Source organism: Pseudomonas sp. HN2-3, assembly GCF_020691745.1.
Lineage (GTDB): Bacteria > Pseudomonadota > Gammaproteobacteria > Pseudomonadales > Pseudomonadaceae > Aquipseudomonas > Aquipseudomonas capeferrum.
Window position 1 is genome coordinate 1,680,397 of sequence record NZ_CP085704.1, and the last position, 16,201, is coordinate 1,696,597.

Below are 16,201 nucleotides of genomic sequence, written 5' to 3' on the forward strand. Positions count from 1 at the left end.
AGGGGCCCCTGGGCCTTCGCCCGCCGCCCGGATGGGGCGTGCATGGTAAATCGAATTCAGTGTCCTCGATCAGCCAACGGCGTGATTTTCGTTGAGTCTATGGATGCCAGCGGTGCCAGTCATGCCGTCCCAGTTATCACCGCGACCTTCACGCCAGCCGTTGATCCAGGCTTGGCGAACAGAAGGAAGATTGAACGGGCAAAGTTCGCGGGATTTGCCGGTGACCCCGTATTGGTAGCCACGTGAATATGCTCTTTCCAACGGATCACGCTTAAGTCTTCTCATAGGGTGTTGCCCTCACTTGTTGACTGTAATGTCCCGTCGGCCTCTCCGAGGCCGGGCAGAGTCTTTCTGCCGGTTTGCGCTCGCTGCCGGCGTGGCGAGCTGAAGGTGCCGCCTCGTTGCGAAGCGGCCTAAGACCAGTTCTAACGAATGCGAGTCACGGTGTGAATGATCGATTTGTCATAAGCACGTAACCTTTCCAAGGGTGAAGTGATAAGTAAATAAATGCGACTCAACCTTATTTGCCGTTGAGCCCGCTATGATCGGGGTTTGCCGATCATTGACGTCATTTCGCCAGCGTTGCTGGGCCATGACAGAATTATTTTGAAATGCGACGAAGGGTCACATCGGTCCCTGAATCGCTCGAATTTTTCAAACTGCCTGATGATCTAAGCTGTCTTTGCCCCTGGCGAAGTGCTGATCGGTCAGGCGGCCCGGTCGTTCTGCTGCGCAGTTGTGCAGGGGAGGGCCACTCGGATGCCTGCTGGAAGGGTGTTCGGGCAAACATCGCGGGGCGATGCGTCGCCTCGTCAGTCAAATAGCCAAAGGCTCTGGAATCCTCATGTCGGACCGTTTCGAACTCTATCTCACCTGCCCCAAAGGCCTGGAAGGCCTGCTCGCCGAAGAGGCCAAGGGCCTCGGCCTCGATGAGGTGCGCGAGCACACCTCGGCCATTCGCGGCGCCGCCGACATGGAAACCGCCTACCGCCTGTGCGTCTGGTCGCGCCTGGCCAACCGGGTGTTGCTGGTGCTCAAGCGCTTCAACATGAAGAACGCCGACGACCTCTACGATGGCGTCAACGCGGTTGACTGGGCTGACCACCTGGCCGCCGACGGTACGCTTGCGGTGGAATTCAGTGGCCATGGCTCGGGCATCGACAACACCCATTTCGGTGCGCTCAAGGTCAAGGACGCCATCGTCGACAAGCTGCGCAACCGTGAAGGCCTGCGCCCGTCGGTGGAAAAGATCGACCCCGATGTGCGTGTGCACCTGCGCCTGGACCGCGGCGAGGCGATTCTCTCGCTCGACCTGTCCGGCCACAGCCTGCACCAGCGCGGATACCGCTTGCAGCAAGGCGCCGCGCCGCTCAAGGAAAACCTGGCGGCGGCTGTGCTGATCCGCGCCGGTTGGCCGCGCATCGCTGCCGAAGGTGGCGCCCTGGCTGACCCGATGTGCGGTGTGGGTACCTTCCTGGTCGAAGCCGCAATGATTGCCGCCGATATGGCACCTAACCTCAAGCGCGAGCGTTGGGGCTTCAGCGCCTGGCTTGGCCATGTGCCGGCACTGTGGCGCAAGGTCCATGACGAGGCGCAAGCGCGCGCGCAGGCCGGCCTGGCCAAGCCACCGCTGTGGATCCGTGGCTACGAGGCCGACCCGCGGCTGATCCAGCCTGGGCGCAACAACGTCGAACGTGCCGGCCTGAGCGACTGGGTAAAGATCTACCAGGGCGAGGTCAGCACCTTCGAGCCGCGGCCAGACCAGAACCAGAAAGGCCTGGTCATCAGCAACCCGCCTTACGGCGAGCGCCTGGGCGACGAAGCCAGCCTGTTGTATCTCTATCAGAACCTGGGCGAACGTTTGCGCCAGGCCTGCATGGGCTGGGAAGCGGCGGTGTTCACCGGGGCGCCGGAGCTGGGCAAGCGCATGGGCATCCGTAGCCACAAGCAATACGCATTCTGGAACGGTGCGCTGCCGTGCAAGCTGCTGTTGTTCAAGGTGCAGCCTGACCAGTTCGTCACCGGCGAGCGTCGCGACCCTCAGGCTGAAAACGGCGAGGCCCGGCGCCAGGAGCCACAGGCAAGCGAGCCAGCGCGCCTGTCGGAAGGTGCGCAGATGTTCGCCAATCGTCTGCAAAAAAACCTCAAGCAATTGGGCAAGTGGGCCCGTCGCGAGCAGGTCGACTGCTACCGCCTGTACGATGCCGACATGCCCGAGTACGCCCTGGCAGTAGACCTCTACCACGACTGGGTGCACGTGCAGGAATACGCGGCACCCCGCACGATCGACCCAGAGAAGGCCCAGGCGCGTCTGCTCGATGCCCTGGCCGCGATTCCGCAGGCACTGGGTATCTCGCCCCAGCGTGTGGTGCTCAAGCGCCGCGAGCGCCAGAGCGGCACCCGCCAGTACGAGCGCCAGGCCACCGAAGGGCGCTTCCAGGAAGTCAACGAAGGCGGCGTCAAGCTGCTGGTCAACCTCACCGACTACTTGGATACCGGCCTGTTCCTCGACCATCGCCCGATGCGCATGCGCATCCAGCGCGAGGCTGCCGGCAAGCGCTTCCTCAACCTGTTCTGCTACACCGCCACGGCAACCGTGCATGCGGCCAAGGGCGGCGCGCGCAGCACCACCAGCGTCGACTTGTCGAAAACCTACCTGGACTGGGCGCGGCGCAACCTGTCGCTCAATGGTTTCTCCGAGCGCAACCGCCTGGAGCAGGGCGATGTGATGGCCTGGCTGGAAGCCAACCGCGACACCTATGACCTGATCTTCATCGACCCGCCGACCTTCTCCAACTCCAAGCGCATGGAAGGTGTGTTCGACGTACAGCGTGACCATGTGCAACTGCTGGACCTGGCGATGGCGCGGCTGGAGCCAGGTGGCGTGCTGTACTTCTCCAACAACTTCCGCAAGTTCCAGCTTGATGAGCACCTGATGGCGCGTTACGCGGTAGAGGAGATCACCGCCCAGACGCTGGACCCGGACTTCGCCCGCAACAACCGTATCCACCGCGCGTGGCGCCTGCAATTGCGCTGAAGCGACGAGGTGCATTGCGCCGCTAATGGCCAATAGCTATAACTGACGGCAGGGCAAGATAATCCGCAGGACGCTGATGTGACGAGATGGGTTTATGTCCAAGTTTGGCGTACGTGCGAGGTTTCTTGGCCTGTGCAGCGAAGGGGTGTCCGCCTGGGCCGTGGCGCTGGTGGCCTTGGTGGCTGGCGGCCTGCTGTCGGCCACCCTGGCGCTTGCCGCGCACACCTTTTACAAGCAGCAACTGCGCCAGCGCTTCGAGTTGCTGGCCAGCGAGCGCTACAGCCGCATCGCCGAGCGTTTTGATGATCAGCAGCAGCGCCTGGACGGGCTGCGGCGGTTTTTCAGCTTCTCCAATGAAATCACCCCCCGCGAATTCGATGGTTACGCACGGCCCTTGCTGCAGCGCACTTTGGCTTACGCCTGGGCGCCGCGCGTAGAGGCGGCGCAGCGTGCCGATTTCGAACAGCGCACCGCGGCCTGGCTGGGCCAGGGTTATGTGATCCGCGATCAGGATGCGCAGGGCAACTGGCAGCCGGCGCCACTGCGTGACCACTACTTTCCGGTGCTCTACACCCAGTCAGCTGATCAGCCGGCACTCCCTTACGGGCTCGACCTTGCTGGCCAGGGCGCGCGCCAGGCAACCCTGGCGCGTGCGCTGGAGCCTGGCAGCATGGCGGTGTCCGAGCCCCTGCAGATCATGGATGCCGAGGCTGGGCGGCCGGCAGCACAGGCAGGTGGCCTGCTGATGGTGGCGCCGGTGTTCTCCGACGCAGCGCCGCATGGCGCGGCGGCGGGGTATGTGATGGCGTTGCTCAACCTGCGCGAGCTCATCAGCGATGGGTTGCCGGCCCTGGCTGATGACAATCTGGTCGTGCGCATCGAAGACCCTTCCGGGCTGCAAGGGCCTGAAGTGGTGTTCGACTCCCAGAACGAGGCAGCACCCCTGGCGTTGGCGAGCAGCCAGTTGCTGCACCTGGCTGACCACCCATTCCAGATGCTTGTGCGGCCGAGTGTGGCGTTTCTGAAGGCCAACCGTTCATCGGCTGCGCTGACGGTCGGGCTATTGGGCGGGCTGTTGAGCTTACTGCTCAGTGCCTTGCTCTACAGCCTGTTCAGCCAGCGCCAGCGCGCCTTGACCCTGGTCGAGCAGCGCACTGCAGAGCTTCGAGTCAGCGAGCAATCCCTGCGCGGCACTCACAACCAGTTGCGCAGCGTGCTGGATGCCGCGACCCAGGTGGCGATCATCGCTACCAACCTCAAGGGGGTGGTCAGCACCTTCAATGCCGGAGCCGAGCGCATGCTTGGCTATACGGCCAGCGAGGCGATCGGCCAACTGCGCCTGGAGGACCTGGTGCTGCCTGAAGAACTCAGCCAGCGCGCCCATGCCTTGAGCCAGCGCTACGGGCGGTGTATTGCCGGTGGCCTGGCGATGTTTGCCGAAACGGTGCAGGAAAGCGGTGCCGAGCCTGGCGAGTGGACCTTGCTGCGCGCCGATAACAGCCATCTGCTGGCCAACATGCTGGTCACGGCCATGCTCGATGAACAAGGCCTATGGGTCGGCTACCTGGCGATCTGCATCGATGTCACGGAACGACGCCGGGTGCATGAGGCGCTGGCGGCGCGTGACCGGCTGCTGGAAAAACTCAGTGCCGAGGTACCCGGCGGCATCTATCAGTACCGCCTGGATGCCGATGGCAGCTCGTGCTTCCCGTATGCCAGCAAAGGCCTGTACGACATCTACGAGGTCGACCTGCAGCAGCTGCACGAGGACGCCACGCTGGTGTTCGAGCGTATCCACCCCGATGACCTGGACCGCGTACGCCGGTCGGTGCGCTACTCGGCCGACCACCTCACGCCGTGGCGCGAGGAGTACCGGGTCTGCCTGCCGCGTGCGGGCTTGCGCTGGGTGCGCGGCGAAGCGACACCAGAGGTCGGCGATGCGGGGTGTACCCTTTGGCATGGCTACCTGACCGACATCTCCGACCTCAAGGGGGTGGAGGAGGAGTTGCGTGCGCTGTCGGTGACCGACGCGCTGACCGGTATTCATAACCGGCGCTATTTCCAGGAGCGGCTCAAGGTCGAGCTGGATCGCGCTCAGCGTGATGGCTTGGCGTTGGCGGTGATCATGCTCGATATCGATCACTTCAAGCGCATCAACGACCAGTTCGGCCACGCGGTGGGTGACCTGGTGCTGCGCAGCCTGTGCCAGCGCATCGCCTTGCGTTTGCGACGAACCGACGTGTTCTGCCGGCTGGGCGGGGAGGAGTTCATGGTGCTGTGCCCGGGTAGCGATGCCGAGCAGGCGCGGCTACTGGCGATAGAGCTGTGGCAGGGTGTGCGCAACGTACCGATCGAAGGGGTAGGCGAGGTGACCGCGAGCTTCGGTGTGGCGGGTTGGCGGCCAGGCGAGGGCGCCGATGCCTTGCTGTGGCGCGCGGATGCCGGGGTGTATGCCGCCAAGCAAGCGGGGCGGGACCGGGTGGAAGGGGAATTGACCTGAGCCCTGCACGGGCTCGGTGGCCGGCAGACGCGGGGGGCCGTTCCTGCGGCCCCCACCGGTGTTTAGGCCGAGACTTGGTCAGTTGGCCGCAGTACTGGTGCCCAGTTTCGGCTGGCGATAGAGGTCCAGCAGCACCTGGTCAAGCACCTGCGATGCGCCCCACGGCTTCGGGTCATTGAGAATGGCCGCGACCGCCCAGGTATGCCCGTTGCTGTCGCGGCTGAAGCCCGCGATGGCCCGCACGGTATTCAGGGTGCCGGTCTTGATGTGCCCCTCACCGGTCATGGCCGTGCGTTTCAGGCGCTTGCGCATGGTGCCGTCCATGCCCACCAGCGGCATGGAGCTGATGAACTCGGCCGAGTAGGGGCTCTTCCAGGCAGCCTGCAGCAGCGCGGCCATCTCGCGGGTACTGACGCGTTCGGCGCGCGACAGGCCGGAGCCGTTCTCCATCACCAGGTGAGGTGCAGTAATGCCTTTTTTCGCCAACCACTGGCGAACGACGCGTTGCGCCGCACGGGCATCATCGCCATCGGCATCGGTACGGAACTGTGCACCCAGGCTGAGGAACAGCTGCTGGGCCATGGTGTTGTTGCTGTACTTGTTGATGTCGCGGATCACTTCCACCAGGTCGGGCGAGAAGGCCCGTGCCAGCAGGCGTGCGCTCTTGGGCACGTTCTCGATGCGATCGCGGCCCTGGATGCTGCCACCGAGCTCGTTCCAGATCGCCCGCACGGCGCCGGCGGCGTAGGTCGGGTGATCGAGCAGCGACAGGTAGGTCTGCGAGTTGCAGCCATCGCCGAGTTGGCCGCTGACCACCACGCTGACGCCATCGGCCTGGGGCACAGGGTTGTAGCGCACGTCACCCTTGCACTGCTTGGACGCCACGGGCTTGACCTGGTTATCGATGCGGATGTTGGCAATCGGCGGTTCGACGGCGATGGTCACCTTGCCACCATCGTTGCGGGCGACAAAGCGCAGTGCCTTGAGGTTGACCAGCAACGAGTCAGGCTTGACCAGGAACGGCTTGTTGACGTCGCCGCCATCATCGTTGAACTGCGGCAGGTTGGGCTGCACGAAGTGGCTGCGGTCCAGTACCAGGTCACCGCTGATGGTGCGCACGCCGTTGGCCCGTAGGTCACGCATCAGCAGCCACAGTTTTTCCATGTTCAGCTTCGGGTCGCCGCCACCTTTGAGGTACAGGTTGCCGTTGAGCACACCGTTGCTCAAGGTGCCGTCGGTGTAGAATTCGGTCTTCCACTGGAATGTAGGGCCGAGCAGTTCAAGCGCTGCGTAGGTGGTGACCAGCTTCATGGTCGAGGCCGGGTTCACCGAGACATCGGCGTTGAACACGGTCGCGGCGCCTGGCCCATCCAGCGGCAGCATCACCAAAGACAGCGCAGTGTCTTGCAGCTTGTTGGCTTTAAGCGCCTGCTGCACCTTGGGTGGCAGGCTGGTATTGACGGCGGCGGCCTGGCTGGGCAGGGCGAAGGGCAGGAGCAGGCCGGCGAGAACGAGGGGACGGAGCGTTTTGATCATATTCAGTAAATACCCTGCGGCGAGGGAGAAGGACATTGGGGCTGTAAGAGATGATGGCCCCAGGACGAAATAGAACGCGCATTATGCCCCAAGCTTAGCCACGATGGGCCACGTTCGACACAAAAGCGACGCCAACAAAAAAGGCCACCCCGAAGGGTGGCCTTTTCAGCGTGCAAGCCGCTGGGTAGCGCAGGTATCACTCGGCCGCGTTGATCGCGTTGCCCGGATACCATGCGTCGAGCAGCGGGCTGACTTCGATCTTGGTCAGTTCGCTGCGGCCCTTGAGCCAGGCTTCGACGGCAGCACGCTGCTCTTCGGTGACCGAACCGCGTTTGGCCGAGCACACCAGACCGAAATCGTCACCGCCTACGTAGTCGAGGCCGTTGGCGTCCATGGCTTCTTCCAGGAAGGCATCGAGGAATGCGTCGATCGCCTGATCATCCAGGTCTTCCTTGAAGTCCAGGTTCAGCTCGAAGCCCAATTCCTGAAACTCGTCGACACACAGCTTTTTGCGCAGGCGGCGGGAGCGGTTAGTGGCCATGAAACAATCCTCTTAGGTAATATCGCCGCGCAGTCTACCAGCTTCGGCGTGTGGCTGCCTTGCTCATTCAAGCCCGCCGGTAGCCTTGATGTCAGCGGCCAACGCCTTCTCCACCCGGCGCATGTGCCGGGCCAGTGCCTGGCGCCGTAGGCGCAGTTGCGGTGTCGGCAACGTGGTGTTCTGCAGCGCTTCGCACGCCGCCATCAGCTCGGGCGCCTCCAGCATGCGGGCGGCGCTGAGGATCTTGTGCGCCTGGTCGGCAACGGCGTCGGCGTCTTGTGCGGGCAGGCTCATCAGAATCACCAGGTCCGTTTGCAGGCTCTCGTGCAGGGCGGCCAGAAAGCGCTGGCGGTCGTTCGGGGCTTGGCCGACGATCGTGCCCAGGCCCTCCAGGTCGAACAGTTTGCGCCGCCATGGCTGTCGGCCCCGTGGGCTGATGCCGGCCAGGCGCTGGCTCAGGGTGGTCAGGCTGATGGGTTTGAGCAGGCAGTCATCCATGCCGGCATCCAGGCACTTGCGCATGACCTCGGGCTGGGCGTTGGCGGTATAGCCGAGGATGGTGCAGCGCGATCGCCCGTATTGCCGTTCTTCGGCACGTACGGTACTGGCCAACTGGTAGCCGTTCATGTGCGGCATGTTGCAGTCGAGCACCAACACATCGAAGGCGCCTGCGCGCCACAGGCCCAAGCCTTCACGGCCATCCCTGGCGCAGGTGTGGCCCAGGCCCAGGTAACCCAGCTGCTGCGCCATCAACTGCAGGTTGGCGGGATGGTCGTCGATCACCAGCACGTTCAGGCGTGGATCGGGTACGTCGACAGGTTCGATCACCGGCCTCTCGACAGCGTCGGCGCTGACAACTTGCAACGGCATTTTCAAGCGAACCTGGGTGCCGACATCTTCGAGGCTCTTGATGGTCAGCGTGCCTCCCATCATTTCGCACAGGCTCCGGCAGATCGCGAGGCCAAGGCCAGTGCCTGCGCGGGCACCCTGGCTGTGCGGGTTGGCCTGGATGAATGGGTTGAACAGGCGTTGCAAGTCATCGGCGTGAATGCCGATGCCGCTGTCACGTACTTCCAGCTCTAGAGTCGGGTAAGAGGAGGCTTCTGCTTCCTGCAGGCAAACGCAGATGCGTACCTGGCCATGCTCGGTGAACTTGATGGCGTTGCTGACCAGGTTGGACAGCACCTGCTTGAAGCGCAGCGGGTCGAGCAATGCATGGCAGCGGGCCGCCGGTTCGATCATCACCTCCAGGGCCAGGCCCTTCTGCCGCGCCTGGCCATCGAAGATACGGCCCACCGACTCGACCAGTGCGGCCAGGTCGACCGGCTCCGGAGTGAGTGACAGATGCCCGGATTCGATGCGCACGATATCGAGGATATCGCCGATCAGCCCCAGCAGGTCCTTGGCCGAATGGTGGGCCAGTTCCAGGGCTGAACGGTCCACCCGACCCTGGTCGGCACGTTTGACGGCAAGTTCGAGCATGCCGATGACGGCGTTCATCGGCGTTCGGATTTCATGGCTGATGGTGGCCAGGAACGTGCTTTTGGCGCGGTTGGCATCTTCGGCTTGCTGCTTGGCCTGGCGCAGTTCCTGAACCAGCTGGCGCCGTTCGCTGATATCGATCCAGCCGCCGATGATGCCTTGTACTTCGCCCAGTGAGTCGCGGTATGGCAGGATCCAGTGGTAGATGGTCATTTCGCGGCCTTTGACCCGCAGCGGCCGATCGATGATCAGTGGGGTCCCGGCGGCCATGACCTTCAGGTAATCGGCCTGGATCTGGTGAGTATGTTCGCAGTCAGCGAACAGGCTTTGCTCCAGGCGCTTGCCCATGACCTCTTCGCTGCAGGCCTGAACGGCTTCCAGGTAGCTGTCGTTGCAACTTTGCAGGCAACCTTCGCGATCACGCACGTACATGGGGTGCGGTGTGCCGTTGAGCAGCGCACGCATGAATGCCAGCTGGTCGTTCAACGCCCGCTCGGCGCTTTGACGCTGCTTGATCTGCAGGCGCAGGCGGGCATTCCAGATCAGTGCCAGCAGCAGCAACAGCCCGGTACCCAGCAGCACTTGCCAGGCGAGCCGGCGAAAGCTCTGCCAGGTGCTGTCGTCATGCAGGCCGTAACCACGCCAGCGGTTGTTGATCACCCCCAGCTCTTCCGGCGGAATGCTCAACAACGCTTTGTCGAGGATCGATACCAGCGTCTGTGAATGGCTGGCGGCTGCCATGGCGTAGCTGGCCGGCTCGCTGCCGACGGTGGCGCGTATGACCAGGTCGGGGTGGGTGGCCACCGCATGGTTGGCGTCTATCAAGGTGGTGATCACGGCATCTACAGCACCGCTTTTGAGCAGCGCCGTGGAATAGAAGGAGCTCTCGGTCTCGATCCAGCCAATGTGCGGATAGCGCGTGGAAAGGTCATCCATCGCGCTGTAGCGGGTAATCGCGATGCGTCGGTCCTTCAGTTGTTCCAGAGAGGTGTATTGCCCATTGCTCGCTCGGCTGACCAATACATAGACACTTTCAAGGTAAGGGCGGCTGATTTGCAGGGTCTGCTCGGCCTCACCGTCGGTAGTGAGCGCCGCAATCACATCCACCCGGCCGTCCTTGAGGCGGGCGATCATGTCGGCAATGCCGCTGGCGCGCTGCACCTCGAAACGCAGGCCGGTGCGCAGGCGGATGAGCTCCAGCAGGTCGGCGGTGATGCCCCTGAAATATCCCGAACCATCGAAGAAGGACAAGGGCGCCGCAGTATCGTCGATGGCCACGCGCATGACCGGGTGGTGTTGCAACCAGAATTCCTCAGCCTCTGTCAGTTGCAGCTTGCGGTCAGTCAGGAGCAGGTCGCTGCCGGCACTCCAGCGCTTGAAGATACTGGCGCGCACGGCTGCAGGCTGATTGTCGAGAATGGCGTTGACCAGTTCCAGCAGCAACGCATCCGCCTTGCGCATGGCAAAGCTGAAGCCGATCGCTTCGTGCTTGCTGAAATTGGCGATGCGCAGGCCGGGCAGGTGGCCGCGATTGAGCTGGTAATGGGTGGAGATGGTGTCGCCGATGAACACGTCGGCCTGGCCAAATGCAACGGCATTCAAGGCCTGGGAAGACGAGCCGAAGGCCAGCACCTGGGCCTTGGGGTAGGCACTGCCTATCTCCTGCCTCGGCAGGTAGTGGTAGAGCATGCCCAGCCGCATGTTCTCCAGGCCCAGGTCCAAAGGGCGGCGTTCGTCCTCACGGGTGACCAGCACCGGCTGGTCAATGGCATAGGGGTGCGACAGTGCCAGACCGTCCGTTGTCGCTTCATAGCCGTTGGCACTGCCGAGCAGGTCGATATCGCCGCGTTTGAGTGCCTCTACCGCTGCCTGTCGGCTGTTGAAGCGCAGCACGCGTACAGGCAGCTGCAGGGCGAGGCTGATCAGGTTTGCATACTCGGCGGTGAGGCCTTGATAGTCGCGGCCGCCACTGGTGATGTCGAAGGGCGGATAGTCGGGCGCAGAGGTCCCCAGCACCAGTTCGTGTCGGCTTTCGAGCCATTGGCGTTGCGGGGCCGTAAGAGAAGGCTGTGCTGGCATTACCGATGAGCGTGCCAGCAGGGCATACGCGGTAACTCCGTGGTGGTTGGCGTGTATTGCGCCGCTGACCAGTGCCAGGGCGAGTAACAGCCGGGCGATATGGCGCGCCATGAAAACCCTCAGACCAGTGCGTTGCGTTTGGCCATTTCGATCAGGTCCACCAAGGTCTCGACCTGGAGTTTGTGCATCAGGCGCTTCTTGTAGGTACTCACCGTCTTGTTGCTGAGGAACATGCCTTTGGCGATTTCCTTGTTGCTTCGCCCTTGGGCAAATAATTGCAGGACCATGAGTTCACGGTCATTGACCTGGCGGAAGAGTTGCAGGTCGGCATCTACCGTTTGATTGTGTTTGATTGCCTGGCTGGGGAAATAGTTGTAACCGGCAAGTACTGCCTTGATCGCGCTGAGCAGTTCGCTGAGGTCTTCCTGCTTGCACACATAGCCCGCAGCGCCCGAGTGCATGCAGCGTACGGCGAACAACGCCGGGGATTGGGCGGTCAGCACCAGAACCTTCAACGGCAGGGACATGGCCTGGAAGCGGGAAAGCACCTCTAGGCCGTCTAGCTTGGGGATGCTGATGTCGAGGATGACCAGGTCAGGGGCGGTTTCTCGAATCATCTGCATGGCGTCAACGCCATTGTCCGATTCGCCGACGATCTTGTAGTTCTGATTTTCCAGCAACATACGAACGGCCAGGCGGATAACGGGATGGTCGTCGACAATAAATACGGAGTGCATGTTCAACTTCCCTGCGGGCGAGTGAGGGTGACGGGTGGCACCTTATCCCAGTTGGAAGTCGTCGGGCATGTGAGGAAGGGCTATTCGCTGTATATGGGAAATGGCTTACAGGATAAAACAAATCGGGCTACGAATTTGGCCTGTGGAGCTTGATGTCAAACCTTGTTTGGTAACTTTTCATTGACTGTTATTCGTGGTGTTTAATCGGCACCTACACAAGTAGGAAGTTTCCTTCAAGAAAGGGTGCAGCCAGAGGCTGTGCTCGGGCTGCACCTGACGGGCTCAGGTCGGGCTGGAGCGCCCCGTCATTTCGCGGGCCATTTCACTGGCATAGCTGTCGGTCATGCCGGCGATGAAGTCGATCATGCGCAGGAAGGCGCTGTGCAATGAGCCATGCGGGTCCGGTGCATTGTTGCCGATCAGGTCGAGTACACGCCGGCTCTTGAACGAGGGGGTGCGGCCGCCATGCTGTTCGAGGGCCGCGCCGCAGAAGGTGTTCAAGAGGATCTCGAGCGTGGTGTAGGCGCCGATTTCGTGCAGGGTCTTGCGTTTGTCCTGGAAGATCTTGTTGCGCGCCATGTCCTTGGCTTGCAGCACGCAGTGCTTGGCCGGGCCGTGCATATGTTCGACCAGGTCGCCGGGCAGATGCCCGGCGAGCAGTGCCTGTTGCTGTTCGACGAAGGCGTGGGCGGCGGCGTTGGTCAGGTGTTCGATGGCCTTGCCGCGCAGGATCGCCAGCTTGCGCCGTCGCGAGTCGCGCGGGCCGAGTTGGCGATAGGTTTCCGGCAGGTCGTCGCCCACCAGGCCGAGTAGCAGCGCCTCGACTTCGGCATACTCCAGCAGCTCCATCTCCACGCCATCTTCCAAGTCGATCAGCGCATAGCAGATGTCATCTGCGGCCTCCATCAGGTAGACCAGCGGGTGGCGCGCCCAGCGTTGATCTTCCAGTTGCGGCAAGCCGAGTTTGCGGGCGATCTGTTCGAGCAACGGCAGTTCGCTCTGGTAGCTGCCGAACTTGTGTTTCTTGTAACCCAGGGCATCGGCATGGCGGGCGCTCCAGGGGTACTTGAGGTAAGTGCCGAGGGTGGCGTACGTCAGCCGGGTGCCGCCGTCGAACTGGTGATACTCCAGTTGGGTGAGTACGCGAAAGCCTTGGGCATTGCCTTCGAAGTTGAGGAAGTCGGCGCGCTCGTCATCGCTCATGTCGTCCAGCCAGCCACGCCCTGCTGCCTGCTGGAACCAGTGGCGGATGGCGTCTTCGCCGGAGTGGCCGAACGGCGGGTTGCCGATGTCGTGGGCCAGGCAGGCCGATTGCACGATCATCCCGAGGTCGCTTGGTTCGCACCAGTCTGGCAGGCTGTCACGCAGGGTTTCGCCCACCCGCATGCCGAGCGAGCGGCCGACGCAACTGACTTCCAGGGAATGGGTCAGGCGCGTATGGATATGGTCGTTGCTGGTAACCGGGTGTACTTGAGTCTTGCGCCCAAGCCGGCGGAAGGCGCCGGAGAAGATGATGCGGTCGTGGTCCTTGTGGAAAGGGCTGCGCCCGAGTTCTTCGGGGCTGTACAGGGCTTTGCCCAGGCGTTCGCGGGTCAGCAAGGTATGCCAGTCCAAGGCTCGATCTCCTGTCGGTCGATGGGCATAGCTTCCTGTGTCGTGAGTCACCATGCAAGCTGAAGGTTTACGCGATCACCGGCGGGTGATCGCGTCTGTTCAGGTGATGCGAAAACGTCAGTGCCGGCGGCTGCCCTGCAGGTACAGCCGGATCAGTGGCAGCAGGCTGCCGCCCAAGCGCACCAGCCGTGTCAGGTTGCCACTGCGCACGCCCTTGCCGGTGAGAAAGCCCAAGGCGACCACCGCGCCAATCCCCCACAGCGGCGCATGCTTGATGCCAAGCCCCTCGTGCAGCGAACTGCCCATGCCGCGCATGCGCTGCAGTGGCTCAAGCAGTTGCCCCGACTCGTGGCGGATTTCCTGGCGGTGCATCTCCAGACGCAGGCGCAACAGGGCCTTGCGCAGTTCGCGAGGGTTACGGGTATTGGGTAGTTCAGGCAGGCTCATGGCAACAGGCGCTCCCGGTCCTTGGCAAGTTCCTCGAGGGTCGCGCCGAACGGCGATGACTCGTCGAACACTGCAGCCTTCAAACGCAAACCGCAATACAACGCGGCCACACCGTAGAACACGCACAGGCCGATGATGCCCGCCAGGCGATAGCTGTCCCACAGCAGCACCAGCAGCAGCCCGGACAGCGCCGTCAGCAGCAGCAGGGCGAACACCAGTGCCAAACCTGCGAACAACAGCAGACTCAAGGTGCGGCCCTTCTGCTCCTGCAGCTCGATACCAAACAGCTCGATGTGGCTGTGCAGCAGCCCGAGCATCGCCGCGCCCAGGCGTTTGCCCGAAGCACCGGCGCCGATGGCGTCATTCTCCATGGGAACCCCTCAGCGCCGATTGGCCAGCAGGCCGATCAACAGCCCCACGCCCGCCGCAATACCGATGGCCTGCCAGGGGTTTTCCTGCACGTACTGCTCGGCGGTGCCAAGGGCTGCCTGGCCGCGGTCGCGCACCGATTCCTGAGTCAGTTGCAGGGTTTCACGGGCCTGAGTCAGGCGGTCATGGATCTGTTCACGCAATTCGTCAGCCTGATCGCCTGCCAGGTTGGCGGTGTCGGCGAGCAGCTTCTCGGTGTCGCGGACCAAGGCCTGAAAGTCAGCCATCAATATCTCTTGAGCAGTCTTTGCCGATTTGCTGGCCATGGGTCTCTCCCTGTTGATGAGTCTTGGTAGTTCGAGTGATAGCACATGCCGAAGGTTCAAGTGGCTGTGCGGGTAACTGGGCTGGTATGGGCCTTGCTAAGGCTTTGCCACGTAGCGGGGCGCCGCTGGCGCGCACTGCGCCGATTCGGGGCGCCCTGCGTGACGAACTACCGTAAACCTTAACCCAATCCTCGACAAACCCAAGAATAAACCATGCAGGCCTCGCCCCATTCAGCAAACGGGGCAGGGGGCTGGCACCGATTCGGTGCAGGGATGCAGGTTCTTGAACTGTCCTGGTGCCTTTTCCGCAGGTCTGCCTATTCATGGAACACATGCACAGCGCGATGGACTCCCTGGTCCACGGTTCGAATACCCTGTTCATTCTCATGGGCGCCATTCTGGTGCTGGCCATGCATGCTGGCTTCGCCTTTCTCGAAGTGGGCACCGTACGGCACAAGAATCAAGTCAATGCCTTGTCGAAGATCCTCAGCGACTTCGCCATTTCGGCGCTGGTGTACTTCTTTATCGGCTATTGGATCGCCTACGGCGTGAGTTTCTTCCAGCCGGCGGCGCAACTGGCCGTCGACCATGGCTATGCGCTGGTCAAGTGCTTCTTCCTGCTCACGTTCGCAGCTGCCATCCCGGCGATCATCTCCGGGGGCATTGCCGAGCGTGCGCGTTTCGTTCCGCAGCTGTGTGCCACCGCGTTGATCGTGGCGTTTGTCTATCCGTTTTTCGAAGGCGTGGTGTGGAACGGCAACTTCGGTGTGCAGGCCTGGCTGCACGCACGCTTCGGGGCGCCGTTCCATGACTTTGCCGGCTCTGTCGTGGTGCATGCCATGGGCGGCTGGCTGGCGCTGGCGGCAGTGGTGTTGCTGGGGCCACGGCGCGGGCGCTACCGCGACGGCCGCCTGGTGGCTTTTGCACCTTCGAGCATTCCGTTTCTGGCGCTGGGTTCGTGGATCCTGATCATTGGCTGGTTCGGCTTCAACGTGATGAGCGCCCAGACCTTGCAGGGCGTAAGCGGCCTGGTGGCGATCAATTCGCTGATGGCCATGGTCGGCGGCACCCTGGCGGCCTTGCTGGCCGGGCGCAACGACCCGGGCTTCCTGCACAATGGGCCGCTGGCCGGGCTGGTGGCGATCTGTGCCGGTTCCGACCTGATGCACCCGATTGGCGCGCTGGCCACCGGCCTGGTGGCTGGGGTGCTGTTTGTCTGGAGTTTCACAGCGGCGCAGAACCGCTGGAAAATCGACGACGTGCTGGGCGTGTGGCCGTTGCACGGCCTGTGCGGTGTGTGGGGTGGCATTGCCTGTGGCGTGTTCGGCCAGGCCGCCCTTGGTGGCATGGGCGGTGTCAGCCTGGCCAGCCAGTTGCTGGGCAGTCTTATGGGGGTGCTGGTGGCATTGCTCGGAGGCTTTGTCGTCTATGGGGTGATCCGAGCGCTGCATGGCTTGCGCTTGAGCCACGAGCAGGAGTTTCAGGGCGCGGACCTGTCGCTGCACCGCATTGGTGCGACCAGCCAGGATTGAG

General features: G+C 62.7%; 12 protein-coding genes. 3 read left to right on the plus strand and 9 right to left on the minus strand.

Features of this window, described 5'->3' with window-relative positions:
* Positions 1–69 precede the first annotated feature (69 nt).
* Complete coding sequence (gene rmf / locus LJX93_RS07655) at positions 70–285, minus strand: ribosome modulation factor (protein ID WP_003248687.1); 216 nt, start codon at positions 283–285, stop codon at positions 70–72.
* Positions 286–844: 559 nt separating this feature from the next.
* Here rmf and rlmKL point away from each other — a divergent pair.
* Both rlmKL and LJX93_RS07665 read left to right on the plus strand, forming a co-directional pair.
* The gene (gene rlmKL, locus LJX93_RS07660; RefSeq protein WP_095064873.1) at positions 845–3,037 is read left to right on the plus strand and encodes a bifunctional 23S rRNA (guanine(2069)-N(7))-methyltransferase RlmK/23S rRNA (guanine(2445)-N(2))-methyltransferase RlmL; all 2,193 of its coding nucleotides are present in this window, start codon (positions 845–847) and stop codon (positions 3,035–3,037) included.
* Positions 3,038–3,131: 94 nt separating this feature from the next.
* On the plus strand, positions 3,132–5,537 hold the full coding sequence (locus LJX93_RS07665; RefSeq protein WP_227696896.1) for a diguanylate cyclase: 2,406 nt from the start codon (positions 3,132–3,134) through the stop codon (positions 5,535–5,537).
* Positions 5,538–5,615: 78 nt separating this feature from the next.
* Here the strand turns inward: LJX93_RS07665 and dacB are convergent, their stop codons facing one another.
* From dacB to LJX93_RS07705, 8 genes are all read right to left on the minus strand, one after another.
* A complete protein-coding gene (gene dacB, locus LJX93_RS07670; protein ID WP_033700473.1) occupies positions 5,616–7,073 on the minus strand; it encodes a D-alanyl-D-alanine carboxypeptidase/D-alanyl-D-alanine-endopeptidase in 1,458 nt (485 codons plus the stop codon).
* A gap of 196 nt (positions 7,074–7,269) precedes the next feature.
* A complete protein-coding gene (locus LJX93_RS07675; RefSeq protein WP_047583280.1) occupies positions 7,270–7,614 on the minus strand; it encodes a YggL family protein in 345 nt (114 codons plus the stop codon).
* Positions 7,615–7,677: 63 nt separating this feature from the next.
* Positions 7,678–11,286, minus strand: a complete 3,609-nt coding sequence (locus LJX93_RS07680) for a transporter substrate-binding domain-containing protein (RefSeq protein WP_095064876.1) — start codon at positions 11,284–11,286, stop codon at positions 7,678–7,680.
* Positions 11,287–11,294: 8 nt separating this feature from the next.
* Complete coding sequence (locus tag LJX93_RS07685; RefSeq protein ID WP_033700468.1) at positions 11,295–11,912, minus strand: response regulator transcription factor; 618 nt, start codon at positions 11,910–11,912, stop codon at positions 11,295–11,297.
* 282 nt (positions 11,913–12,194) lie between these two features.
* Entirely contained in the window at positions 12,195–13,526 is a 1,332-nt protein-coding gene (locus tag LJX93_RS07690; RefSeq protein ID WP_033700467.1) for a deoxyguanosinetriphosphate triphosphohydrolase, read from the minus strand.
* Positions 13,527–13,643: 117 nt separating this feature from the next.
* Positions 13,644–13,973 carry a hypothetical protein gene (locus LJX93_RS07695; RefSeq protein WP_186653961.1) on the minus strand — a complete coding sequence of 110 codons (330 nt, stop codon included), beginning with the start codon at positions 13,971–13,973 and terminating at the stop codon, positions 13,644–13,646.
* On the minus strand, positions 13,970–14,344 hold the full coding sequence (locus LJX93_RS07700; RefSeq protein WP_033700463.1) for a phage holin family protein: 375 nt from the start codon (positions 14,342–14,344) through the stop codon (positions 13,970–13,972). Before LJX93_RS07700 ends, LJX93_RS07695 begins: the two co-directional genes overlap by 4 nt.
* A 9-nt stretch (positions 14,345–14,353) precedes the next feature.
* Positions 14,354–14,668 (minus strand): DUF883 family protein, encoded by a 315-nt coding sequence (locus LJX93_RS07705; RefSeq protein WP_047583282.1) that lies wholly within the window; start codon positions 14,666–14,668, stop codon positions 14,354–14,356.
* A gap of 323 nt (positions 14,669–14,991) precedes the next feature.
* Between LJX93_RS07705 and LJX93_RS07710 the strand changes: the two genes are divergently transcribed.
* The gene (locus LJX93_RS07710; protein WP_186664138.1) at positions 14,992–16,200 is read left to right on the plus strand and encodes an ammonium transporter; all 1,209 of its coding nucleotides are present in this window, start codon (positions 14,992–14,994) and stop codon (positions 16,198–16,200) included.
* Position 16,201 lies beyond the last annotated feature (1 nt).